This window comes from Paraburkholderia madseniana, from assembly GCF_009690905.1.
Lineage (GTDB): Bacteria > Pseudomonadota > Gammaproteobacteria > Burkholderiales > Burkholderiaceae > Paraburkholderia > Paraburkholderia madseniana.
The window spans coordinates 22,360-43,490 of record NZ_VOSW01000078.1 but is presented as its reverse complement, the minus strand read 5'-3'; the positions used below and the strand labels follow the sequence as shown (position 1 = coordinate 43,490).

Sequence of the window (21,131 nt, the reverse complement as noted above, 5' to 3'; positions counted from 1 at the left end):
TGTCTGGTCAATCCATCTTCCCTCCTCCACATGTAGCACTCTTAACTACTATATCATAATTGACTTCTGGTTTTTAGATTGGGTTGATTGTTTTTTCTTGTTTTTTTTTTTAGATGTGTATAAGAGACAGGAATTGCGCTTGCGCCCATCCGGCATGATCCGCTCGTGCCGGACAATCCCTTCCTGTTTCGCGCCGATCCGCAGAATCGCCGCTCTTGATTTCTCGTTGAGCTCGTCGGTAGTGAACTGCACGCGCACGCACTGCATCGCTTCGAACGCTTGACTCAGCAGAAGGTACTTGGCCTCGGTGTTCACCGCCGAGCGCTGTACCGATTCGCCCAGCCACGTGTGGCCGATTTCCAGCTTCCGGTTCATCCGATCGATCTTCCAGAACCGCGTGCTGCCGACAATCGCCCCGGTGTCGCGCCTCACGATCACAAACGGCATCACCGTGCCGGCCGCGCGCCCGTCGAGCGCGGTCGCGATATAGCTGCCGATGGTTTCAGGACCCGGCACGACAGTCAGCTTCATATTCCACAATTGCCCGTCCACGGCTGCGTCGAGCAGTGCCTGGGCGTGTTCCTGTTGAAGTGGCCTGAGTTCGACGGCCTGTCCGATCAGTGTGGGTTGCATGACGTGAGGGAAGTTGCAATAAACAAAAAAGTCCGCGAACGAGCGCTCGCGGACCTGGCACAGCAATCAATCAGGCGGGCGAAGTCAGAAACCTCGCCCTGAAAGCCTGATGACGGCCTTCGGCGTTTTAAGCCGCCGTCACCGAAACCGCCTTGGTAACCAGATAACCTTCCATCGCCTCCGGACCGCCTTCCGACCCATAGCCCGAATCCTTCACGCCGCCAAACGGCATTTCCGGCCAGGGCGTGGCAGGCTGGTTGATCCACAGCATGCCGACTTCCATCTGTTGCGACAGCAGATGCACGTTGCGGAACGACTTCGTGAACGCATAACCCGCGAGACCAAACGGCAGACGGTTCGCCTCGGCGATCGCTTCTTCGAGCGTGTCGAAACCGCGGATCGCGGCGATCGGGCCGAACGGCTCGTTGTTGAACACGTCCGATTCGAGCGACACGTTGGTCAGCACGGTTGGCGCGAAGAAGTTGCCTTCCGAACCCACGCGTTCACCGCCCGTCTCGACCTTCGCGCCGGTCTTGCGCGCGTCGTCGAGCACCTTGCTCATCGCGGTGAGACGGCGCGCATTGGCGAGCGGCCCGATGGTCGTGCCTTCCGCCAGACCGTCGCCGAGCTTGAGGCCTTCAGCATGCTTGACGAGCGCCGCGGCGAATTCTTCGCGAATGCTGTTGTGCACCAGAAAGCGCGTCGGCGAGATGCAGACCTGGCCGGCATTGCGGAACTTCGCGGCACCCGCGGCCTTGATGGCCAGCGCCACGTCGGCGTCTTCGGCCACGATGACAGGCGCATGACCGCCCAGCTCCATCGTCGCGCGCTTCATGTGCGTGCCGGCCAGCGCGGCCAGTTGCTTGCCGACCGGCGTCGAGCCGGTGAACGTGACCTTGCGGATCACCGGATGCGGAATCAGATAGCTGGAAATCTCCGCCGGATCGCCGAACACGAGGCCGACCGTACCGGCCGGCACGCCGGCTTCGACGAACGCCTGCAGCAGCGCCGCCGGCGACGCCGGGGTTTCTTCCGGCGCCTTGACGAGGAACGAGCAGCCGCACGCGAGCGCCGCGCTCAGCTTGCGCACGACCTGATTGACCGGGAAATTCCACGGCGTGAAGGCCGCCACCGGGCCGATCGGCTCCTTGAGCACAGTTTGCTGCACCGCCAGATTGCGCGGCGGCACGACCCGGCCGTAGACGCGGCGGCCTTCGTCGGCGAACCACTCGATGATGTCCGCCGCCGACAGCACTTCGACGCGCGCCTCGGCGAACGGCTTGCCCTGTTCCTGCGTCATCAGGCGGGCGATGTCGGAAGCGCGCTCGCGCACCAGGGCCGCGGCCTTGCGCATGGTGGTGGCGCGTTCGTTGGCCGGGATCTTGCGCCAGGCTTCGAAGCCGCGCTGCGCGGCGGCCAGCGCGCGATCCAGATCAGGGATGCCGGCGTGAGCCACCTTGCCGATGGCCTTGCCGGTGGCGGGGTTGATGACGTCGAGAGTTTTGCCGCTGGCGGCGTCGCACCACTCGCCGTTGATCAGAAGACGGGTGTCGGTATAGCTCGAGGTGGCCATGCTGGGTTCCTGTAAGTGGGGAGAACGATAGCTCGCGCGGTCGTGATGCATTGGGCTGACCCTGCGCGGCCAAGGATGGACTGCCGATACCAATCATCTTATCTGATTGCGCGCGATCGCATCGGCGCTGAGCCCACGGGCGGCGGGCGGCACGGGCTTTGCTACTCCGGTTGCCGCGGCGCAGAAACGGGTACCTGAGGGCTACCTGAGCGGTGCCGCGCAAACAGGCGTAAAGTCAAGCAGCAGTAGCACGAACCGGCGGGAGCCGGTGAATGCAACCCAATCAACCAAGGTGCAAACGAGGAATCGACATGCCAACCGGTACAGTGAAGTGGTTCAATGACGCAAAGGGCTTTGGCTTTATCACACCGGACGACGGTGGGGAGGATCTGTTTGCCCATTTCTCGGAAATTCGCAGCGAAGGGTTCAAATCGCTGCAGGAAAACCAGAAGGTCAGCTTCGAAATCAAGCAGGGACCGAAGGGCAAGCAGGCGGCGGACATCAAGCCGGTGTAAAAGCAGTGACCGGTCCGCACGCGCAGGCGGGCGGACCGGCAGTGGTTTTTCGCGTCCAGGCGCGATTCGCTCGCGCTTCTAACGCAAAACGCGAGTCGGGTTACGCGTAGGCGTTTCGCGCCTCACCCATCCCATCGAGCAATTCGTTTCGCACGCCGGCGAGCGCCGTGTCGCGCCGGTCACGCGGATACGGTGCGGCAACGTCGATGTCGCACACCAGCCGTCCGGCGCCACGCTGTCCCTCAGTGTTGAGCAGCAGGACGCGATCGGACAGATACAGCGCCTCATCCAGATCATGCGTGACGATCAGCGCCGCCGTGCCGTGCGCGCGCGTTAGCGACAGCAAGAGGTCCTGCAGGCGCATGCGGGTCATCGCGTCGACGGCGCTGAACGGCTCGTCGAGCAGCAACAGGTCGGGCTGGGAGAAGAGGCCGCGCGCGAGCGCCACGCGTTGCGCCATGCCACCCGAAAGCTGCTTGGGCAATGCCGCGCCGGTGCCGGCCAGACCGACCTCATCGAGCAGTTGGCCCACACGCGGGTCCGCGCCTCGCCGTGGACCGGCGGAAAACGCGATGTTGTCGGCCACGCTCAGCCATGGCAGCAGGCGGGGCTCCTGAAAGATCACGCCGAGGCGCGGCGACGGGCCGTGTTGAGCCAGCCCGTCGAGCAAAATCTCCCCCTCGAAGCCGCGATCCAGGCCCGCCAGCACGCGCAGCAGTGTGCTCTTGCCGCACCCGCTAGGGCCGACCAGACTGACGATCTCCCCGCGCCCGATACCGAACGTCACGCGTTCAAGCACTGTGCGCGCTTCGTAGCGCTTGCTCACGGCACGAACCTGGAGCAGCGGCGGCTGATTTAAGAGATCTGCCGCGTTCAACGCGCACCTCGTGAGGAAGACGGGTCGTTCGCGGTATCGCGCCATGACAGCACACGCGCTTCGATCGTTTTAAGGATGCTGTCGCTGAGCTTGCCGAGCAGGGCGAGCAGCAGAATTGCGCCGAACACGAGATCGGGCCGGCCGGTTTCCCGGCCATCGCTCAGCAGATAGCCGAGGCCGCGGGTGGCGGCGATCAGTTCGGCGGCGACCATGAACATCCACGCGAGACTCAAGCCCGTGCGCAGTCCGGTGAAGATCTGCGGCAATGACGCGGGTAACAGGATGCGCGTGAATAGCGCCCGCGGACTCAATCGGTTGACTTCGCCGAGTTCGATCAGTTTCCTGTCGACGCCACGAATGCCGGCCACGACGCTCAATTGCACCGGAAAAAACGCGCCGATGGCAACGAGCGTGATTTTCGGCGCTTCGTCAATGCCCATCCACAGCAGCAGAATCGGCACCCAGGCGAGCGACGGAATCGCGCGCAGTGCCTGAAACGCAGGGTCGAGAAGGGCGTCGAGGCGGCGGCTCAAGCCCATTGCCGCGCCGAGCAGAAGGGCGAGTGCGAAGCCGATGCCGAAACCCGCGAGTACGCGCATCGAGCTGGCGCCGATGTGGCGGCTGAGACGCTCGCCGCCCAGTTGCCACAGCGTTTCAGCAATCGTGCTCGGCGCCGGCACGAGGTGCTCCGGCAACACCGAAGCGCGCACCAGCACTTCGATCACGGCAAGAAAGGCAAGCGGCAGGATCAATCCGGCCATGCGCCAGCGCTTGAGCGGGTCGCGCGGCCGCGGCGCGGCGCGTGTTGCATCGGCGGCTTGCGGCGCGCGATGCATCGCGCGTTCATCCGTTGTGTGCGATCGGTGCTGAAGTCCGAGCGATTCGTCGGTAGCCATGGGAGTCGGTCGGAGGGTCCTCGGGCAGTGGGCGCGCCGGCTCACTGGCCGCTGTTCGCGGCGATAACAGGCTGCGCCGTCTTCACGTCGATCAAGGCGTCGATGACCTGATTCAGATCCGTGCCCGGTTTCACCAGTTGCTCCTGCGCGAGAATCGGCGCGGCCGCTTTGAGTGCGGCAAGTTGCTGCGTGCCCGGCTGCGGATGGCCGAAATCGTTGCGGCTCAGTTGCAGTCTGGCGACCGGCAGCGACAGCTTCGATTCTTCCGAGATGATCTTCGCGGTTTCCTCTGGATGCGCGGCGATCCACAGGCGCGCTTTCTCGTACACCTTGAGCACCTGCGCGAGCGTCTCGGGATGGTCGCGAATGAAATCCTCGCGGGCGTCGAGCAAGCCCCACGTATTGAAGTCGACGTTGCGATACAGCAGCTTCGCGCCGTCGTCGATTTGCGCGGCGGCCATGTGCGGGTCGAGGCCGGCCCAGGCGTCTACCTGGCCGTTGGCGAGTGCGGTGCGCCCGTCCGGGTGCTGAAGGTTGACGATCTCCACGTCGTCGCGCGAGAGGCCTGCGGTATGCAGTGCGCGTAAGGTGAAGAGGAACGGGTCCGTGCCCTTGGTGGCGGCGATCTTCTTGCCCTTCAGGTCCGCGAGGGTTTTGATCGGCGAGTCCTTGCGTACCACGAGCGCGGTCCATTCGGGGCGCGAGAAAACGTATACGGCGCGAATCGGATTGCCGTTGGCTTTGGCGAGCACGGCTGCAAGACCCGCCGTTGAACCAATGTCGATCGCGCCGCTGTTCAGATATTCGAGCGCGCGATTGCTGCCGAGGCTCAGCACCCATTTGACCTGAGTGTGCTGTGGCGCGAGTTCCTGCTCAAGCCAGCCATTGCGCTTGATGACGAGGCTTTCCGGTGAATAGTAGGCGTAGTCGAGTTTCAGTTCGGCAGGCGGCGCGGCGCGTGCGATACCCGGTGCAAGGACGGCGAGCGCGGCCGTTGCCGCGATCAGCAACGCGCTCAGGCCGGCTTGCAGACGTTTCGCATGCTGCGGGTGTGAGGAAATCGAAGAAAGCGAAAAGCGCGCCGTGCCCCGCGGGATTTTCATTGACTGGTCCTGTGATGGTCGTTTAGTTGTGACCGGTCAATGTAGTCAATGCGCATGCTGAACTGAACCAATAAAAACTCACAATCAAAGCAGATCGGCCGCTATGGCGGATGTAGGCCGCTCATTTTTCGTCCTCGGCTGGCTCGACTGGGTGAGACATGTTTCGCGCTGACAGGCAGCGGCACTGCAATTAATGTGTTTCGCCTATAAAATACGAAAGCGCATGCGGGGCGGAGCCCGGTATGAACCACTTAGAACAATGTGGGCCGGGAGTATTTTTCTTAAGGTTTCCTTCAGCTTTGCTCCGTAGTATTTGCGCGATTCGCTGTGCCCGCGCGCATCCCCACGGGCAATAGTTCCGATAGTTTTCCGACAGAAAACTGAAAGCGCCGATCAAAGGCTTGCTGGAGCATTAATGAAAACCCTCTTCTTGCAAGCGCCGTCGTACGACGGCTTCGATGGTGGCGCGGGTTCGCGCTATCAGGCCAAGCGTGAAGTGCGCTCGTTCTGGTATCCGACGTGGCTCGCGCAGCCCGCCGCGCTCGTCCCCGATAGCCGCGTACTCGACGCCCCCGCCGACGGCCTGTCCGTCGACGCATCGCTCGACATAGCACAGCAATATGACCTGGTGGTGATCCACACCAGCACACCGTCCTTTCCCACCGACGCCCTGTTCGCCGAAGACCTGAAGAAGCGCAAGCCTTCGGTGCTGATCGGCATGGTCGGCGCGAAGGTCGCGGTCGATCCGCACAATTCGCTGACCGCGAGCGAGGCGATCGATTTCGTCTGCCGTGAAGAATTCGACTTCACCTGCCAGGAAGTCGCCGAAGGCAAGCCGTTCGCCGGGATCAAAGGCCTGAGCTATCGCGCGGCAGACGGTTCGATCGAGCACAACGAAGCGCGCCCGATCCTGGAGAACATGGACGAGCTGCCGTTCGTGGCGCCCGTCTACAAGCGCGATCTGACGATCGACAACTATTTCATCGGCTACCTGAAACACCCGTACGTGTCGATCTACACGGGTCGCGGCTGCCGTTCGAAATGCACGTTCTGCCTGTGGCCGCAAACGGTGGGCGGGCATCGCTACCGTACGCGTTCGACCGAGAACGTGCTGGAAGAAGTGAAGTGGATTCGCGACAACATGCCTGAAGTCAAGGAGATCATGTTCGACGACGACACCTTCACCGACTTCAAGCCGCGCGTCGAGGAAATCGCCCGCGGCCTCGGCAAACTGGGTGTGACGTGGTCCTGCAACGCAAAGGCGAACGTGCCGTACGCGACGCTGAAGATCATGAAGGAAAATGGCCTGCGCCTGCTGCTGGTCGGCTATGAATCGGGCGACGACCAGATTCTGCTGAACATCAAGAAGGGCCTGCGCACCGACATTGCGCGCCGCTTCAGCGAAGATTGCCGCAAGCTCGGCATCAAGATTCACGGCACCTTCATTCTCGGCCTGCCTGGCGAGACGCAGGACACGATCCAGAAGACCATCGAGTATGCGAAGGAAATCAATCCGCATACGATCCAGGTGTCGCTTGCCGCTCCGTATCCCGGCACGACGCTTTACAACCAGGCGGTCGAGAACGGTTGGCTGGAAGAGAACAAGGTCATCAACCTCGTCAGCAAGTCGGGGGTGCAGCTCGCGGCGATCGGCTATCCGCATCTGTCGCGTGACGAGATCTACCACCAGCTCGAAAACTTCTATAAGCGCTTCTATTTCCGTCCGTCGAAGATCTGGGAAATTCTGCGCGAGATGCTCACGAGCTGGGACATGATGAAACGGCGCCTGCGTGAAGGCGTCGAATTCTTCCGCTTCCTGCGCGCCCACGAGGCGTGAGCGCCGTGCATCTGCTCGCCGTCACGCTGGCCTATGCGTGTGCGGCGGGGGCGGTTTTCGGCATCGCCTACACGGTGTTGGCGGGTGCCCTGATCGGCCGGTTCTTCGCGAGAGCGGTGTCCGAGCCGACCAGCTTTCCGCCGGTCACGATTGTCAAACCGCTGCACGGCAACGAGTGGGCGTTGCTCACTAATCTCTCGAGCTTCTGTCAGCAGGACTATCCGGGCCCCGTGCAATTCCTGTTCGGCGTGCATGATTCGGCCGACCCCGCGTTGCAAGCCGTCGAGGATCTGCGGCGGCTGCATCCGGAAGCGGACATCACCGTGGTCGCCGATGCGCGTCTGTACGGCCCGAACCGCAAGATCAGCAACATCCTCAATATGCTGCCGCAGGCCCGGCACGACGTGCTGGTATTCGCCGACAGCGACGTGAGCGTCGGTCCGGATTATCTGCGCAATGTAGTCGGCGAATTGCAGAAGCCTGGCGTCGGTCTCGTCACCTGCGTGTATCGCGGTGCGCCCGATCCCGGTTTCTGGCCGCGATTGTCGGCCAAGGCCACCAACTACCAGTTCCTGCCCGGCGTGGTGACGGGGCTTGCGCTCGGTCTCGCACGCCCTTGCTTTGGACAGAGCATCGCGATGCGACGCGACACGCTGGAAAAAATTGGTGGCTTCACGCCGTTCGTGCAGCACCTGGCCGAGGATCACGCGATCGGCGAGGCCGTGCGCATGATCGGCGAGAAAGTGGTGATTCCGCCGTTCACGATCTCGCATGCCTGCGTTGAAAACAGCGCGACGAAACTGATCGCGCATGAACTGCGCTGGAGCCGCACGATTCGCAGCATCGATCCGCTTGGCCACCTCGGCTCGGTGCTGATTTTTCCGCTCGCCTTTGCGTTGCTCGCCACCGCGTTCTCGGGTGGCGCATGGTGGGCGTGGTCGCTTGCGCTGGTCGCCGTCTGCGCCCGACTCGTTTTGAAACTGCTGTCCGACCGCGCGTTGCGGCAGGCGCATCGCGACCTGTGGCTGTTGCCGTTATGGGATATCGTATCGTTTTCGATTTTCGTGGCGAGCTTCTGGTCCTCGCGCGTGATCTGGCGCGGTTTCAGTTTCAAGGTGGATGGCGACGGCCTGTTGTCGGCGGCGCAGGACGGAATGACGGATGAACAGCAGGCTGGGTAAGCAATGAAGCGCGGGTATCTGGAAGGGAGTTGCGAGGACGATGCAGCGTGCCTGAAGCACGCGCGAAGGGTGGCCCCATGATGAAGCATCTCGGCCGCCTCGCCGCGCTTGCCGGCTTGCTGGTGTCACTGTGGCTGGTCTGGCAGGACAATCCCGGCGCCGTGCTTGGTGCACTGCGCGCGGCGGGCGCCGGCCTCTTGCTGGCGGCGATCGCGCACGTGCTGCCGATGCTCGCCAATGCCTGCGACTGGCGCTCGCTGATTCGCGGCGCGAACCGGCCCAGCATTGCCAATATGCTGCATCTGGTCTGGGTGCGCGAATCTGTCAATTGCATGTTGCCGGTGGCGCGTATCGGCGGCGAGGTGGTGTCGTTCCGGATGCTCAAGCGCTGGGGCGTGCGGCCGTCTACGGCGGTCGGCAGCATCATCGTCGATATGCAGCTCACGGTGATCAGCCAGTTGCTGTTTACGATGGTCGGCATCGGTTTTCTGTTCGCGCATGCGCACTCCGACACGCTGCGGCTCGCCGGGCAACTGGCGTGGGGCGTGGTGGTGCTCACGCCGCTACTGGTGCTGTTCGCACTCGTGCAGCATGCCAGCCCGTTCGAGCGCATCACACGCGCGCTCAATCGGATGACGAGCGGCAAGCTTGCCGCGCTCGTCGGACAATCCGCTCAGATCGACCAGGCCATCAAGCTGATCTGGCGCCGGCGCGGCGTGGTGCTGCGCTATCTGTTCTTCTGGCAACCGCTGCAGTGCTTCCTGACGTCGCTCGAAATCTGGCTCGCGCTGTACTTTCTCGGCGTGCACGTCACGCTGGTCGAGGCGGTGGTGATCGAATCGCTGATCCAGGCGATCAGCAGTGCGGCGTTCTTTGTGCCGGGCGGTCTGGGCGTGCAGGAGGGCGGTTTCATTCTGATCGGCGGCGCGCTGGGTCTCGATCCTTCCATCTGCCTCGCGCTCGCCGGCGCGAGGCGCATTCGCGATCTGCTGGTCTTCGTGCCCGGACTCATTGCGTGGCAATTTGCCGAGTCGGGCAATCGCGAGCCGAAGCGGGCGGAATCAGCAGGGCGGACGGTCGTGGGCGAAGCCAGCCAGCGCTAGTACAACACCTTCATTCTTCCGCTCCCGCATAAGCGGGAAACGACACTTCCACCGCCAGACCGCGCTCGCCGATCCCTGTGCCGAGATGCAGGTTCGCACCGAAATGCTCGGCGATCCTCGCGACGATCGACAGGCCCAGCCCGCTGCCGGTGGCCTGATTGCCGGTCGCGCGGAAAAACCGGTTTGTGAGGCGCGCGAGGTCGCTAGGCGCGACGCCGGGGCCGTCGTCGCGCACGGTGAGCTGCACCCGGCCCGCGTCATACTGCACTGCGACCTCGATGCTGCCGCCGGTGCGGCCATATTTGATCGCGTTATCGAGCAGATTGTCGAGCAGGATACCCATCAGCACGGGCTCCGCATTGATCTCTGCGCGCATGTCGCCGGTGAGCGCCACGCGAATGTCCTTTTGCTGCGCATTGGGTTCGTTGGCAAGCAGCGCGTCTTTCGCCACGGTCGCGGGTCTGAGTGGCGATGTGGCGAGCGTTTCGTGCGCATCCAGACGCGCGAGCAGCAGCAACTGCTCCGCGAGCCGCGCGCTGCGGTCGACGCCTTGCACCACGCGTTCCATTGCCAGCCGCTGTAACGCGGTATCCGATTCGGCCAGCGCGACCTGCGCCTGCACCTTGATGGCGGCGAGCGGCGTCTTCAGCTCATGGGCGGCGTCGGCGGTAAACGCGCGCTCGCGTTCGATAGAGTGCCGCAAGCGCGACAGCACCAGATTGATCGCGTCGACGAGCGGGCGCACCTCGGTCGGCGCGCGGCCAATATCGACCGGTTCCAGCCGGTTGATATCGCGCGCGCGAATGGCGCCGGAGAGGACCTTGAGCGGCACCAGGCTCCAGCCGATGCTGAACCATACCAGCAGCGCCAGCACCGGCAGCGCGAGCAGCGTAGGGCGGGCGATCCGGCTCGCGACGCCGCTCACCAGATCGCTGCGGGTATTGGCCGGTTCGAACACGCGCACCGTGTGGCCGAGCGCGGTGTCGCGCAAGGTGAACGTGTGCCACATCTGACCACCCAGCGTCATGTTTTGTGCGCCGCTGGCGGGCGGCACCGGTAAATCCCATGCTTGCAGCGCGCGCAATTGCGGGCTGCCCGCCAGCACCTCGCCGTTCGCGCCGCGCACCTGGAATAGCGCGTCGCGCGGCAGGGAATCGTCGTCGTCGCTGTTGTTCGCGCCGGGTTCGCCGCCTTTTTCTTCTTCGCGCACGTCGATGCGCGCATTGGCCAGGGTGGTCAGATTGCGCTCGTCGAGCAGCGCGAGGATTTGCGCGAGCTCCGCGAGGCGCGCTCCTTCCCATTCGCCGACTTCGCGCGTGGCCTGACGATAGCTCGAGATCAGCGCGATGCCCCACATCAGCACGATGCTGGCCAGGACCAGCATCATCAGACGGCGGCGTATCGATGCCGACATTACGCTTTCTCCACCACGTAGCCGATATTGCGTACGGTTCTGATCAGCTTGGCGCCGAGCTTTTTGCGCAGGTTGGACACATGGACCTCGATCGCATTACTTTCGATTTCTTCCTGCCATCCATACAAACTCTCTTCGAGGCGCGAGCGCGACTGGGGAATGCCCTGATTGGTCAGCAACTGCATCAGGATGGCCCATTCGCGCGAGGTGAGGGGCACGCGCGTATTGCCGACTTCGACGGTTTGCGCGGCGGGATTGACCGTCAGATCCTGATAGCGGATCAGCTCGACGCTGCGCCCCTGCGCGCGGCGCAGCAGGGCCCGGCACCGGGCAATCAGCTCGGTCAGGTCGAAGGGCTTGCCGAGGTAGTCGTCGGCGCCTGCTTCGAGGCCGCCGACGCGGTCCACCACGGTGCCCTTGGCGGTCAGCACGAGCACCGGCACGTCCTTGCCGGCGTCGCGCAGCCGCCTCAGCAGGTCCATACCCGAAACCCTGGGCAAGCCGAGATCGAGCAGGACCAGCGCATAGGCGGTGGTGTCGAGGGCGAGACTGGCCTTGTGGCCGTCGCGGGCCCAATCGACCGTGAAACCGGCTTGACGCAGTCCCGCTTCAATACCGCAGCCGATCAGGTCGTCGTCTTCTACGAGGAGTACGCGCATGGGGGAGAGATTCCGTTTTATGTCTATTGCATGGCGGTGACAGTTTTTTTAAGCAAGCGCCGAGTCACACACCCGAAGTGTAGCTATCATGTTCATTGGACGCTTTATACCTCTTTCTTGCTTAAGGTTTCCTTCAGCTTGAATCGCTACTATCGCCCCTCAGCAGGTAACTGTCGCGTGGCTCGACATGGGCGCGCGAACTACGTCATGTTGTCAGGTCATCGCAACTTAATCGTAAGCACATCGATGGAATGTACGGTTGGCGCTTCTGTCGGCGCGTTTTACCGGCGCAGGTGCCGGCGAATCGCGCCACTGCACGATGCCGCGCGTTCCTTCAGGTCACGAGACCACGCCATGAAGCCAGTCACCACCGACATGCTGCGAGCCCATCTAATGGCGGCTTCGCTTACGGCCATGGGTACCGAAGCGCTCGCTTTACTGGCACTGCTGGTGCTGCCGGTTTCGCAGCAGGTCTTCAGTTCCATGGGGTTTCAGACTCTTGCTCTCGCGCTGATCGTGAGCGGTGTCATCGTGATGCGCCTATTCGCGCAGGCCGCTTTCGACCTCGCGATTCAGGGCCAGTACGCCACGCTCGCCGGCCGGCCGGTGTTGATTGAGGCGGACTGTCCGCGGCGCTGGTTCGTCGTTCTTCATCTACGCTTTACCGGCAAACCGTTCGTGCTCGCCGGGCACTGACGGCTACAGGCGATGGTGGCGCACGCATTGACAGCATGCCAATGGATCCTGTTATCCGGCTGCGTCTCGGCCTCGCTCTATGCGATGCTGGCAGCGGTGGCGATGCCGTTCTTCACGGTGCGCCGCGGGGCGCGCGCAACGGTCGCTAGCGTCCCGGCTGCCGCCAGTGCCGCCGCCCGGGCTTCGCATTCTCTGCCTCCTTTCACGAATGTCGGCGTCAGCGTGCTCAAGCCGCTGTGCGGCGCCGAGCCGCGTCTCTACGAAAATCTCAGAACCTTCTGCGACCAGCGCCACGGGCATTTCCAGCTCGTCCTCGGTGTCTCTTCGCCGGACGATCCCGCCATCGCCGTGGTGCGCCGTTTGCAGGCCGCCTATCCGATGCACGACATCGAGCTCGCGATCGATACGCGCGTGCACGGCAGCAATCTCAAGGTCAGCAATCTGATCAATATGGCGGAGCGGGCGCGCCATGACCTGATCGTGATCGCGGATAGCGACATCGCCGTCGAAGCGGACTATCTCGACACCGTGGCGGCGCCGCTCGCCGATCCGCGCGTGGGGGTGGTGACCTGTCTCTACGTGGCGCAAGGCGTCGGCGGTTTCTGGCCGCGGGTCGGCGCGCTGTTCATCAACGAGTGGTTCGCGCCGTCGGTGCGGGTCGCGCATGCGGCCGGGTCGCGCCGCTTCGGTTTCGGCGCGACGCTTGCCTTACGCCGCGCGACGCTCGAGCGCATCGGCGGTTTCGCCGCGCTGAAAAACTGCCTCGCGGATGATTACTGGCTTGCCGAACACGTGCGTGCGCTTGGGCTGAGCACGGTGCTTTCGCGCGTGATGGTGGCCACCGATGTCATCGAGCCGACTTTTTCCGCCTTGTGGCAGCGTGAGACGCGTTGGCTGCGCACGATCCGCTCGGTGAACACGCTTGGCTTTGCATTTCTGTTCATCACGTTTCCGACGCCCTGGCTCGTGGCCGGCGCGTGGCTTACATGCAGTCTCGCGAACGGACCGTCCGCCGGCGTGCATCTGTGGGCGGCACTGGTGAGCGGCGCCAGCACGGCGGCCGGGCTTGCTGCGCGCATGCTGATGCATCTGCGTTCCGCGCGTCACGAACGTACTTTCTGGCGCGACTTGCCGCTCGTGCCGTTGCGCGATACCTTGCTGGCACTGCAATGGCTCGCGGGCGCGTTCGGCTCGCATGTGGTGTGGCGTGGCGCACGCGTGCCGGTTGAGGCCTCCGCATCGACGACGCGCGCGAAGGCATTGGGTGTGATTGATGTCATGGAGACTTCGGATGGCGGCTGAGCCACGCGGCCTGATCGTTACTGCCGACGATTTCGGCCTGCATCCCCGGGTGAATCTGGCGGTCGAGCAGGCGCACCGGCACGGCGTGTTGACGGCCGCGAGCCTGATGATCGGCGCGCCTGCCGCGGCCGATGCGGTGGCGCGTGCTCGCGAACTCCCGGGGTTGCGGGTCGGTCTGCATCTGGTGCTGGCCGATGGCGACGCGGTTACGCCGCGCGCGGGGATTGCCGCGTTGCTCGACGAGCATGGCCGCTTTGGCGACAACATGGTGCGGGACGGGGTGCGGTTTTTCTTTTTGCCGCACGTTCGCAGACAGTTGGCGCGAGAAATTCGCGCGCAGTTCGACGCTTTTGCGAGCACGGGGTTGACGCTCGATCACGTCAACACGCACAAGCATTTTCATTTGCATCCGACGGTGCTTGGGTTGATTCTGGAGATTGGCCGCGAGTACGGGATGCGGGCGATGCGTTTGCCGTTCGAGGTTGGTGCGCCGCTATGGTTGCGGCCGTGGATTTCATGGGTGCGGGCGAGGTTGGATCGGGCTGGGATCGTGCACAACGATTATGTTGTTGGGATTGCTAATAGTGGGCGGATGGATGAGGTTGCGTGGCTTGCTGCGCTTGCCGATTTGCCACATGGGGTGGGGGAGATTTATTGTCATCCGGCGTTTGCTGGTGATCGGGTTTTGAGTCATGGGATGAGGGATTATCGGCACGCCGAGGAGCTCCAGGCGCTGTTGTCGCCAAGGGTTGCCGATGCGATTCGGCATTTGGGGGCTCGGGTTGGTGGGTTTGGGGATGTGCTCAGGGTTTGATTTCTTTGCCTGCGCGGCGCTTGCTTGTCAGTGTTCTTAGGGCTTTGGCCTTTCCTTGTTTTGTTAGTGGTCTATTAGCGTTGCCCCTGTGCGGGGCGGCACTTACTTCTCTTTGCCGGCTGCAAAGAGAAGTAAGCAAGAGAAAGCAGCTCAAACCGCTACTACTAAGTGGGCACCGTGGTCTGCTACGGGTAGTGGTGCATCTGGAATCCGTGTTCTCGCACATTCCGCGTTAGTGACAAAGGACTCATCAGCTCCCACTCCGCACTACGTGCGTCGCGGACGGGTCTGCATGGGAAACCAGCGGCTTCGGTTGGGCGCAGCAGGGGCCGTCGGCTTCGCCTCGGCGAGGCGCTCCTGCATTCACCCGGGAACCTCCACTTCAAATGATTTGTCGGTGCCCCGCAATCACGGTCGCGGCTGCGGCGGTACAAGGACGACCCACGGCCCGGTGGCGAGGCGTGGGCGCCAAAACGCAGCGGGTGGTTTTAAGAAGTGCTCTTCGGCGCGCGCAGCGCCGCCGGAAGTATGACGCCCTTGTCACTGGCGCATGCAGGTGCACGAATCCAGATTCCAGATGCACCACTACCCGTGGCAGACCACGGGCCCCACTTAGAATTAGCGGTTTGAGCTGCTTTCTCTTGCCTACTTCTCTTTGCAGCCGGCAAAGAGAAGTAGGTGCCGCCCCGCACAGGGGCAACGCTAATAGACCACTAACAAATCAAGGAAAGGCCAACACCCCAGGAACACGGACAACAAGCGCCGCGAAGGCAAAAACCCGCCCATTAAATGGGCCCCTTCCTCATCAACAACTTCAACAAAACAGGCAACAACAACAACACCAACGGCAACTGCACAATCAACCCAGAAATAATAGCAACCGCCAAAGGCTGCTGCATAGCAGCCCCCTGCCCGAGGGCAAAAGCAAGCGGCAACAGCGCCAAAATAGCCGCAATAGTGGTCATGGCAATCGGCCGCAACCGATTCCGCCCAGCCGCGATCAGCGCCTCCTCAAACCCAATACCTTCATCCCGTATCAACCCCTGCAACTCCGATACATAAAAGATCGCCACCTCAGTCACGATACCGATAATCATCGTCATCCCCATCATTGCGGAGATGTTCAACTCGATACCGGTCATCCACAGCCCAATAAACACCGCACCGGCAGCCAGCAAAGGCATCGCCATCACCGCCAACGCAACCCGGAAGCGTTCGTACAGAAACAGCAGCAACCCAAACACCAACGCAATCGCAGCACCAAACACGGTCAACAAACCCTTGAAAGCAATCTGCTGCTGCTGGTACAAACCGCCCAGTTCGTAATACACACCGGTCGGCAACAAGCTCTTGTCGCTCAGCGTCTTCTGTACGTCAGCGATCGTCGAGCCCAGATCGCGGCCATCGATACGCGCCGTCACCGCCACCATCCGCTTGAGGTTGTCGCGGCTGATCTCCGGCTGGCCAGTCACCGTCACCTGATCGGCAACACGGTTCAGCGCGAACAGATGGCCGTCCGGTGCGCGAATCTGCAACAGCCCCAGTTGCGTATCGGTTAGCTTCAGTGCGCCCGCCACGCGCACCCGCACGCCCACCGTCTTCGGTCCGGTCTGGAATTGCGTCGCAACGTTGCCTTCCACCATGTCGGACACGGCCTGTGCAATCGACTGCGGGTCCATGCCCTCGGCCGCCGCGGCCTCCGGCCGGATGTGCAATTCGAGCGCGTCGCCCGCCGGATTGATGCCGTCGTTCACGTCCACCACGCCTTGAATCTTGCCGATCTGCGCGGCTACCTTGCGTGCGGTGGTGTCGAGCGTGTTCTGATCGTCGGAATAGATTTTTATCTGCACCGGCTGGGGCACCGCGGTCAGGTCGCCGATCAGGTCCTCCATCAGTTGCGCGAGCTCGATATTCACGCCGGGCACCTGCGTTTCGACCTTCGAGCGGATTTCTTCCATCACCGTTTCGATCGGCTCGCGGCCAGTCGATTTCAAGCGCACGAAGAAGTCGCCCTTGTTGGGCTCGTTCAGGTCGCCGCCGAGACCGGCGCCGGTGCGGCGAGAGTAAGTTGCAACGTTCGGATTCGCGCGGATGATGCCCTCGATCTGCTTCATCAAGCGGTCGGTTTCCGTGACGGACGTGCCCGGCTCGGTGTGATAGTCGAGCACGAAACCGCCTTCGTCCATGCTCGGCATGAAGCCGCTGCCTACTCGCGTGAAAGCGAACGCGGCCACCACGATCAGCGGCAGCAGGCCGAGCAGCACGAGAATCGGACGTGCCGTGACGTGCTCAATCAGATAGCCGTAGCGCCGGTTCATCCATGAAGCGAAGCGGGTTTCCTTGTGTTCCTCGGCGTCCTTCGGCTTCAGCCAGTGGTCGCACAGAATCGGCACCGCGAGCCATGTGACGAGAAACGAAATGAACAGGGCGCTTGCCATCGTCACCGAAAGCGCCTTGAAGAACGCGCCCGTCACGCCCGACAGAAACGCGAGCGGCACGAAAATGATCAGCGTCGCCGCCGACGACCCGGCAAGCGGCCGCGTGAATTCGAGCGCCGCCGCCATCACGCGGCCATGGAACTTGTGCGCGCCGCCTTCGCGCATGCGTCGCACGATGTGCTCGATCATCACGATGGCGTCGTCGATCACGAGGCCGACCGCGGCCGCCATCCCGCCAAGCGTCATGATGTTGAAGCCCATGCCGAACACGTCGAGCAGCAGAATCGTCGCGGCCATCACGACCGGCACCAGCGCGACCGCAATCGCGGTGATCTTCCAGTTGCGCAGGAAGGCAAACAGCGTGAACGCGGCCAGCACCACGCCGATCATGATCGCGTCGCGTACGCTGGTCGCCGAGGCGATCACCAGTTCGCTCTGGTCGTACCAGTTCGAGAGATGCACGCCCGCCGGCATCTGATGCTGGAAGTCAGCGAGCCTCGCACGGATCGCCTTGGCCATCGCCACGCTGTTCGCGCCTGGCTGCTGGAAGACGTTAAGCAACACGGCGTCGTGGCCATCGGCGGTGACGCGCATCCATTGCGGCGCGACACCCTGACGGACTGTCGCGATGTCGCCGAGGCGGATTTGCGTTGCACCGTTGGTCGACACCACCACGTTGCGCAGTTCGTCGAGTTGCGTGATCGTGGTGTTGGCAATCACGAGGTACAACTTGTAGTGATCCTCGATGCGGCCGGTGGCCATCAGCACGTTGCTCGCGCCGATCGCTTTCGACACGTCCGAGAGCGAGACCTTGTAGGCGGCGAGGCGCGCCGGATCGATCGCGACTTCGAATTCGTCCTGCGCGCCACCGGTCACTTCGACGCGAGCAACGCCTTCCACGGACGACAGCAACGGCCGCATCTGGAACTGCGCAAGATCGTGCAGCGCCGACAATGACTGCTGGTCCGACGTCAGGCTATACGCGAGCACCGGGAAAACGGTCGGGTCCATGCGCCGCACCTGCATCGAGGTGCCTTGCGGCAGCGTCGCGAGGATCTCGCTGATCGCCGACTGCGCCTGCAACGTGGCTTGCGCCATGTCGGTGCCCCAGTCGAAATTGATCGAGATTTCCGCCGAGCCGCGGCTCGTGGTCGATTCAACATCGCGTACGTTCGGCACGCGACGCAGCGCCTCTTCGACCGGCATCGTGACAAGCGTGGCCATCTGTTCGGCGGGGCGGTCGCCCGCGTCGAGCGCGACGACGGCGCGTGGAAACGCGACGTTCGGGAACAGCGAGATCGGCAGACGAAACGCGGTCAGCGCGCCTGCGATCGCCAGCAGCGCGATCACGAACAGCAGCGAACGCCGGTGCTTCTGCATCCATTGACCGAAATTCATCGCGGCGCGCCTCCAGCAGCCCGCACCGCCATGCCGTCCTTCAACTCATAGTTGCCGCTGACGACGAGGCCTTCTGCGCCGTCGATCGGGCCGTCCACGCCGTAGCGGTCGCCGTTCTCGACCTGCGTGACCACGGCCACGCGGCGCGCCTTGTTTTGCGGCGTGATCTGGAAGACGTACGCGCCTTTGTCGTCTTTCAGCACGGCGGCACGCGGCACCACCCAATGCGTGCCGCTGCGGGTCGCGATGTCGGCGCTGACACGCGTGCCCGGAATGAATGCGCTCTGTCCGAGCGGAACGTTCGCACCGACGTTGACGAGCTGGCTTTGCTGATCGACCGACGCCCCGACCAGCACCACGTGGCCGTCTGCCGCGGTCTTCGCGAGCGTGGTGGACAGGCCGTGCAACGTGACCGTGTCGCCGGCATGGATAGCAGGGATGTCCGACGGCTCGACGCTGAGCATGACGTTCGCGCGCGCATCCTTGCCGTTACCGCCGGCCAGTTGCAGGATCGCGGCGCCGGGCTGCACCTGATCGCCCTGTGCCGCCGATACCTGCAAAACCACGCCGTCGATCGGCGCCGCGATGATCTTGTTGCCGCCCGCGACACCGGTCTGGTTTTGCGCCGCGAGCGCCTGCTGCGCGTCCTCGGCAGCCTTGCGGGCCGTGGCGAGTTGCGATTGCGTGGCGAGCCCTTTGTCGTACAGCGATTGCGTGCGCGCCAGTTCGCCTTGCGCCAGCGTTACCGCGCTTTTCGCCTGGGTGGCGGCGAGCACTGCGGCTGGATCGGCCTGCACGACGAAAAGCGGCGTGCCGCGCGTCACGCTCTGTCCGGCTTGCACGCGCATTTGCGCGATACGCGCGACGTACGGCAGATTAACCGTGGTCAGGTTCGACGCGGACGCCGCGACGATGCCATACGCGCGGACCGGTTGCGCGATGACGGCGCGCTGCACCCGCACGGTTTGCACAGATACGACGGATTGGTCGGCCGCATCGTCGCCGGCGGACGCACTGGCCGCACCGGCCGCATGCGCGCCGATGCTCATCAGTGCAGCGCAGGCGAGAGAAGTCGCATAAGTGGCAATGCGCGGTCGCCGCGCCGCAAGTGGACTATTTCGCATGAGTGTCGGTGAAGGTCTGAGCGGAGGAAAAGGCGTCGGGGATCGCGCTGCCCAGCAATGCCTGCAAGCCGACGCGTTGTTCGGCGAGCGATTCGCGCAGCGTGGCGACGTCGACACGTTTGGTGAGCGCGGCGCTTTCTGCATCGGTGTAGGCACCGAGCACGAGTTCGTGCTGCGCGTAGGCCGTGGCTGCATGCTGCGCGGCAAGGTCGACATCGGGCAGCGCGGCCTCGGTCTGCTGCAACTGCCGCGTGAGAATCACGCTGTCCGCGCGCATATGAGCGACATCGGCATAAGCCTGATTCAGGCGTGACTGATATTCGTCGCGCAGGCGCTGACGCGTCGCTTTTTCGATCGCGACGTTGCCTTGATTGCGGTTGAAGATCGGCAAACTCAGATTGATCTGGAAGCCGCTGGTGTAGATGTTCGAGGTGTCGCGCGCGCGCACGAAACCCACTGAAAGACTCGGAAACTGGCTGAGAATCGCCGCGCGGTATTTCTGCTCCTGCGCTTCATAGCCCGCCTGCAGCGCGATCAGATCCGGACGGCGCTGCGCGAGTTTGGCGAGCGCCGCGTCGAGCGTCGCATCGGGCAATTCGGTCGCGTCTTCGTTGCCGGTGAGCTGCAACTGCACCCCCGGCGAGAGGCCGAGCAGCGCGTTCAGATCGTGATGCGTCTGTTCCGCGGCCCGTTCGGCGTCCGTGTATTGCTTGCGTGCGTCGCTGTAGGCGGTGAGCGCGGCGGTCAGCGTGTCGTCGGTCAGATTGCCGTCGCGGCGCGCTTCGGCCATGCGCTCGTAACGCGTGCGCGCGAGGTCGCGCTGCTGTTGCAGCAGCGGCAGCGTGTCCTGCTGGAAGCGCGTCTTGATGAACAACTGCCGCGCCTGGGCGACGATCTGCCATTCCTGCCACAGCAGCCCGAGATCGGTTTTGGCTACCGTCGCGTCGGCGGATTGTTTGTTCGCGCTGCGCAGCACGATCGCCATCACGTCGATGCTCAGACCGTAATTGAATGCGCGCGTCGCGCCGGCCGCGCCCGGATAATCGCTCGATACGCTCAGTTGCGGGTCGGGCAACAGTCCGGCTGAATAAGCCTGAGCCCGGGCAATGCCGAGATCGTCGCGGGCCAGTTTCAGGTCGGGATTGTTCGCCACTGCAAGCATCGCGACTTCGTCGATGTCGAGCCCGTCGGACGGATCGAAGCGATGCGCGGCCAGTTCGGGCAGCGGCATGGTGGACGGATCGATCTGGATGCGTTCGAGCGAGCGGGCCGAGGTCGACGTATCCTGCGGTGCGAGTGGCTCGCGGTGATACCACGAGCACCCGCCGAGCAGCATCGCGCAGATCGGCACGAGCACGCGCAACCGTGCGGCTGCGGCGGCGTTGAAAACGGGCAAAATCCGGCTCCTGAACAATAGATGGGGCAGCCGCGAGCGGATGTCGCAGAACAGGTGCCGATTCTGCTGATATGGAGCTTAAGGAACGCTTAACGGACATTAAGCGTCCCCTAAGCCTCCCTTCAGCGTCACCTAAGCGTCCGATAAGGAACGCATAAGGAAGCGTTAAGCT

17 protein-coding genes are annotated in these 21,131 nt (G+C 63.2%); 7 read left to right on the top strand and 10 right to left on the bottom strand.

The genetic code is table 11. The features are described from left to right. Nucleotides 1-48: 48 nt before the first annotated feature. Together FSO04_RS32365 and FSO04_RS32360 are read right to left on the bottom strand one after the other, a co-directional pair. Nucleotides 49-633, bottom strand: coding sequence for a GNAT family N-acetyltransferase (locus tag FSO04_RS32365; RefSeq protein WP_154565661.1), 585 nt, complete (start codon nt 631-633; stop codon nt 49-51). 127 nt (nt 634-760) lie between these two features. Next, nucleotides 761-2,206, bottom strand: a complete 1,446-nt coding sequence (locus tag FSO04_RS32360) for an NAD-dependent succinate-semialdehyde dehydrogenase (protein ID WP_154565660.1) — start codon at nt 2,204-2,206, stop codon at nt 761-763. A gap of 311 nt (nt 2,207-2,517) precedes the next feature. Here FSO04_RS32360 and FSO04_RS32355 point away from each other — a divergent pair, with 311 nt between their 5' ends. Further along, nucleotides 2,518-2,721 carry a cold-shock protein gene (locus FSO04_RS32355; RefSeq protein WP_007181784.1) on the top strand — a complete coding sequence of 68 codons (204 nt, stop codon included), beginning with the start codon at nt 2,518-2,520 and terminating at the stop codon, nt 2,719-2,721. 100 nt (nt 2,722-2,821) lie between these two features. On the opposite strand, the gene FSO04_RS32350 is transcribed toward FSO04_RS32355, so the two are convergent. The 3 genes from FSO04_RS32350 to FSO04_RS32340 form a co-directional block, all read right to left on the bottom strand. Then, nucleotides 2,822-3,547, bottom strand: a complete 726-nt coding sequence (locus FSO04_RS32350; RefSeq protein ID WP_233465047.1) for an ABC transporter ATP-binding protein — start codon at nt 3,545-3,547, stop codon at nt 2,822-2,824. A gap of 47 nt (nt 3,548-3,594) precedes the next feature. After that, on the bottom strand, nt 3,595-4,434 hold the full coding sequence (locus FSO04_RS32345; protein WP_154565664.1) for an ABC transporter permease: 840 nt from the start codon (nt 4,432-4,434) through the stop codon (nt 3,595-3,597). A 101-nt stretch (nt 4,435-4,535) separates the two neighbouring features. After that, on the bottom strand, nt 4,536-5,597 hold the full coding sequence (locus FSO04_RS32340; protein WP_154565658.1) for an aliphatic sulfonate ABC transporter substrate-binding protein: 1,062 nt from the start codon (nt 5,595-5,597) through the stop codon (nt 4,536-4,538). Nucleotides 5,598-6,012: 415 nt separating this feature from the next. Between FSO04_RS32340 and hpnJ the strand changes: the two genes are divergently transcribed. The 3 genes from hpnJ (at nt 6,013) to FSO04_RS32325 (ending at nt 9,718) form a co-directional block, all read left to right on the top strand. Continuing rightward, a complete protein-coding gene (hpnJ, locus tag FSO04_RS32335; protein WP_154565657.1) occupies nt 6,013-7,434 on the top strand; it encodes a hopanoid biosynthesis associated radical SAM protein HpnJ in 1,422 nt (473 codons plus the stop codon). Next, complete coding sequence (gene hpnI / locus FSO04_RS32330) at nt 7,431-8,615, top strand: bacteriohopanetetrol glucosamine biosynthesis glycosyltransferase HpnI (protein WP_168435923.1); 1,185 nt, start codon at nt 7,431-7,433, stop codon at nt 8,613-8,615. The genes hpnJ and hpnI (FSO04_RS32330) overlap by 4 nt, the downstream gene beginning before the upstream one ends. Nucleotides 8,616-8,692: 77 nt before the next feature. Next, the gene (locus FSO04_RS32325; RefSeq protein ID WP_154565662.1) at nt 8,693-9,718 is read left to right on the top strand and encodes a flippase-like domain-containing protein; all 1,026 of its coding nucleotides are present in this window, start codon (nt 8,693-8,695) and stop codon (nt 9,716-9,718) included. Between the two features lie 10 nt (nt 9,719-9,728). On the opposite strand, the gene FSO04_RS32320 is transcribed toward FSO04_RS32325, so the two are convergent. Both FSO04_RS32320 and FSO04_RS32315 read right to left on the bottom strand, forming a co-directional pair. Further along, complete coding sequence (locus FSO04_RS32320; protein ID WP_154565656.1) at nt 9,729-11,132, bottom strand: ATP-binding protein; 1,404 nt, start codon at nt 11,130-11,132, stop codon at nt 9,729-9,731. Beyond that, nucleotides 11,132-11,791, bottom strand: a complete 660-nt coding sequence (locus tag FSO04_RS32315; RefSeq protein WP_154565655.1) for a response regulator — start codon at nt 11,789-11,791, stop codon at nt 11,132-11,134. The genes FSO04_RS32320 and FSO04_RS32315 overlap by 1 nt, the downstream gene beginning before the upstream one ends. A gap of 354 nt (nt 11,792-12,145) precedes the next feature. Here FSO04_RS32315 and FSO04_RS32310 point away from each other — a divergent pair, with 354 nt between their 5' ends. From FSO04_RS32310 to hpnK, 3 genes are read left to right on the top strand one after another with little or no spacing between them, the layout of a single operon-like run. Beyond that, nucleotides 12,146-12,487: a hypothetical protein gene (locus FSO04_RS32310; protein ID WP_154565654.1), complete on the top strand. Its 342-nt coding sequence runs from the start codon at nt 12,146-12,148 to the stop codon at nt 12,485-12,487. A gap of 12 nt (nt 12,488-12,499) precedes the next feature. Further along, on the top strand, nt 12,500-13,789 hold the full coding sequence (hpnI, locus tag FSO04_RS32305; protein WP_154565653.1) for a bacteriohopanetetrol glucosamine biosynthesis glycosyltransferase HpnI: 1,290 nt from the start codon (nt 12,500-12,502) through the stop codon (nt 13,787-13,789). Then, nucleotides 13,779-14,603, top strand: a complete 825-nt coding sequence (gene hpnK, locus FSO04_RS32300; RefSeq protein WP_154565652.1) for a hopanoid biosynthesis-associated protein HpnK — start codon at nt 13,779-13,781, stop codon at nt 14,601-14,603. The genes hpnI (FSO04_RS32305) and hpnK overlap by 11 nt, the downstream gene beginning before the upstream one ends. Nucleotides 14,604-15,388: 785 nt before the next feature. On the opposite strand, the gene FSO04_RS32295 is transcribed toward hpnK, so the two are convergent. From FSO04_RS32295 to FSO04_RS32285, 3 genes are read right to left on the bottom strand one after another with little or no spacing between them, the layout of a single operon-like run. Next, nucleotides 15,389-18,439 carry an efflux RND transporter permease subunit gene (locus FSO04_RS32295; RefSeq protein WP_154565651.1) on the bottom strand — a complete coding sequence of 1,017 codons (3,051 nt, stop codon included), beginning with the start codon at nt 18,437-18,439 and terminating at the stop codon, nt 15,389-15,391. Then, nucleotides 18,436-19,563, bottom strand: a complete 1,128-nt coding sequence (locus FSO04_RS32290) for an efflux RND transporter periplasmic adaptor subunit (protein WP_154565650.1) — start codon at nt 19,561-19,563, stop codon at nt 18,436-18,438. The genes FSO04_RS32295 and FSO04_RS32290 overlap by 4 nt, the downstream gene beginning before the upstream one ends. Then, a complete protein-coding gene (locus tag FSO04_RS32285) occupies nt 19,553-20,959 on the bottom strand; it encodes a TolC family protein (protein ID WP_154565649.1) in 1,407 nt (468 codons plus the stop codon). Before FSO04_RS32285 ends, FSO04_RS32290 begins: the two co-directional genes overlap by 11 nt. Nucleotides 20,960-21,131 lie beyond the last annotated feature (172 nt).

Bases quoted from the DNA above. Each gene is read 5' to 3' on its own strand.
- FSO04_RS32290 (WP_154565650.1), bottom strand. From the start codon at position 19,563: ATGCGAAATAGTCCACTTGCGGCGCGGCGACCGCGCATTGCCACTTAT.
- FSO04_RS32295 (WP_154565651.1), bottom strand. From the start codon at position 18,439: ATGAATTTCGGTCAATGGATGCAGAAGCACCGGCGTTCGCTGCTGTTC.
- hpnI (WP_154565653.1), top strand. From the start codon at position 12,500: ATGGTGGCGCACGCATTGACAGCATGCCAATGGATCCTGTTATCCGGC.
- FSO04_RS32340 (WP_154565658.1), bottom strand. From the start codon at position 5,597: ATGAAAATCCCGCGGGGCACGGCGCGCTTTTCGCTTTCTTCGATTTCC.
- FSO04_RS32315 (WP_154565655.1), bottom strand. From the start codon at position 11,791: ATGCGCGTACTCCTCGTAGAAGACGACGACCTGATCGGCTGCGGTATT.
- FSO04_RS32345 (WP_154565664.1), bottom strand. From the start codon at position 4,434: ATGCATCGCGCGCCGCAAGCCGCCGATGCAACACGCGCCGCGCCGCGG.
- hpnJ (WP_154565657.1), top strand. From the start codon at position 6,013: ATGAAAACCCTCTTCTTGCAAGCGCCGTCGTACGACGGCTTCGATGGT.
- FSO04_RS32310 (WP_154565654.1), top strand. From the start codon at position 12,146: ATGAAGCCAGTCACCACCGACATGCTGCGAGCCCATCTAATGGCGGCT.
- FSO04_RS32355 (WP_007181784.1), top strand. From the start codon at position 2,518: ATGCCAACCGGTACAGTGAAGTGGTTCAATGACGCAAAGGGCTTTGGC.
- FSO04_RS32365 (WP_154565661.1), bottom strand. From the start codon at position 633: ATGCAACCCACACTGATCGGACAGGCCGTCGAACTCAGGCCACTTCAA.
- FSO04_RS32360 (WP_154565660.1), bottom strand. From the start codon at position 2,206: ATGGCCACCTCGAGCTATACCGACACCCGTCTTCTGATCAACGGCGAG.
- FSO04_RS32320 (WP_154565656.1), bottom strand. From the start codon at position 11,132: ATGTCGGCATCGATACGCCGCCGTCTGATGATGCTGGTCCTGGCCAGC.
- FSO04_RS32325 (WP_154565662.1), top strand. From the start codon at position 8,693: ATGATGAAGCATCTCGGCCGCCTCGCCGCGCTTGCCGGCTTGCTGGTG.
- hpnK (WP_154565652.1), top strand. From the start codon at position 13,779: ATGGCGGCTGAGCCACGCGGCCTGATCGTTACTGCCGACGATTTCGGC.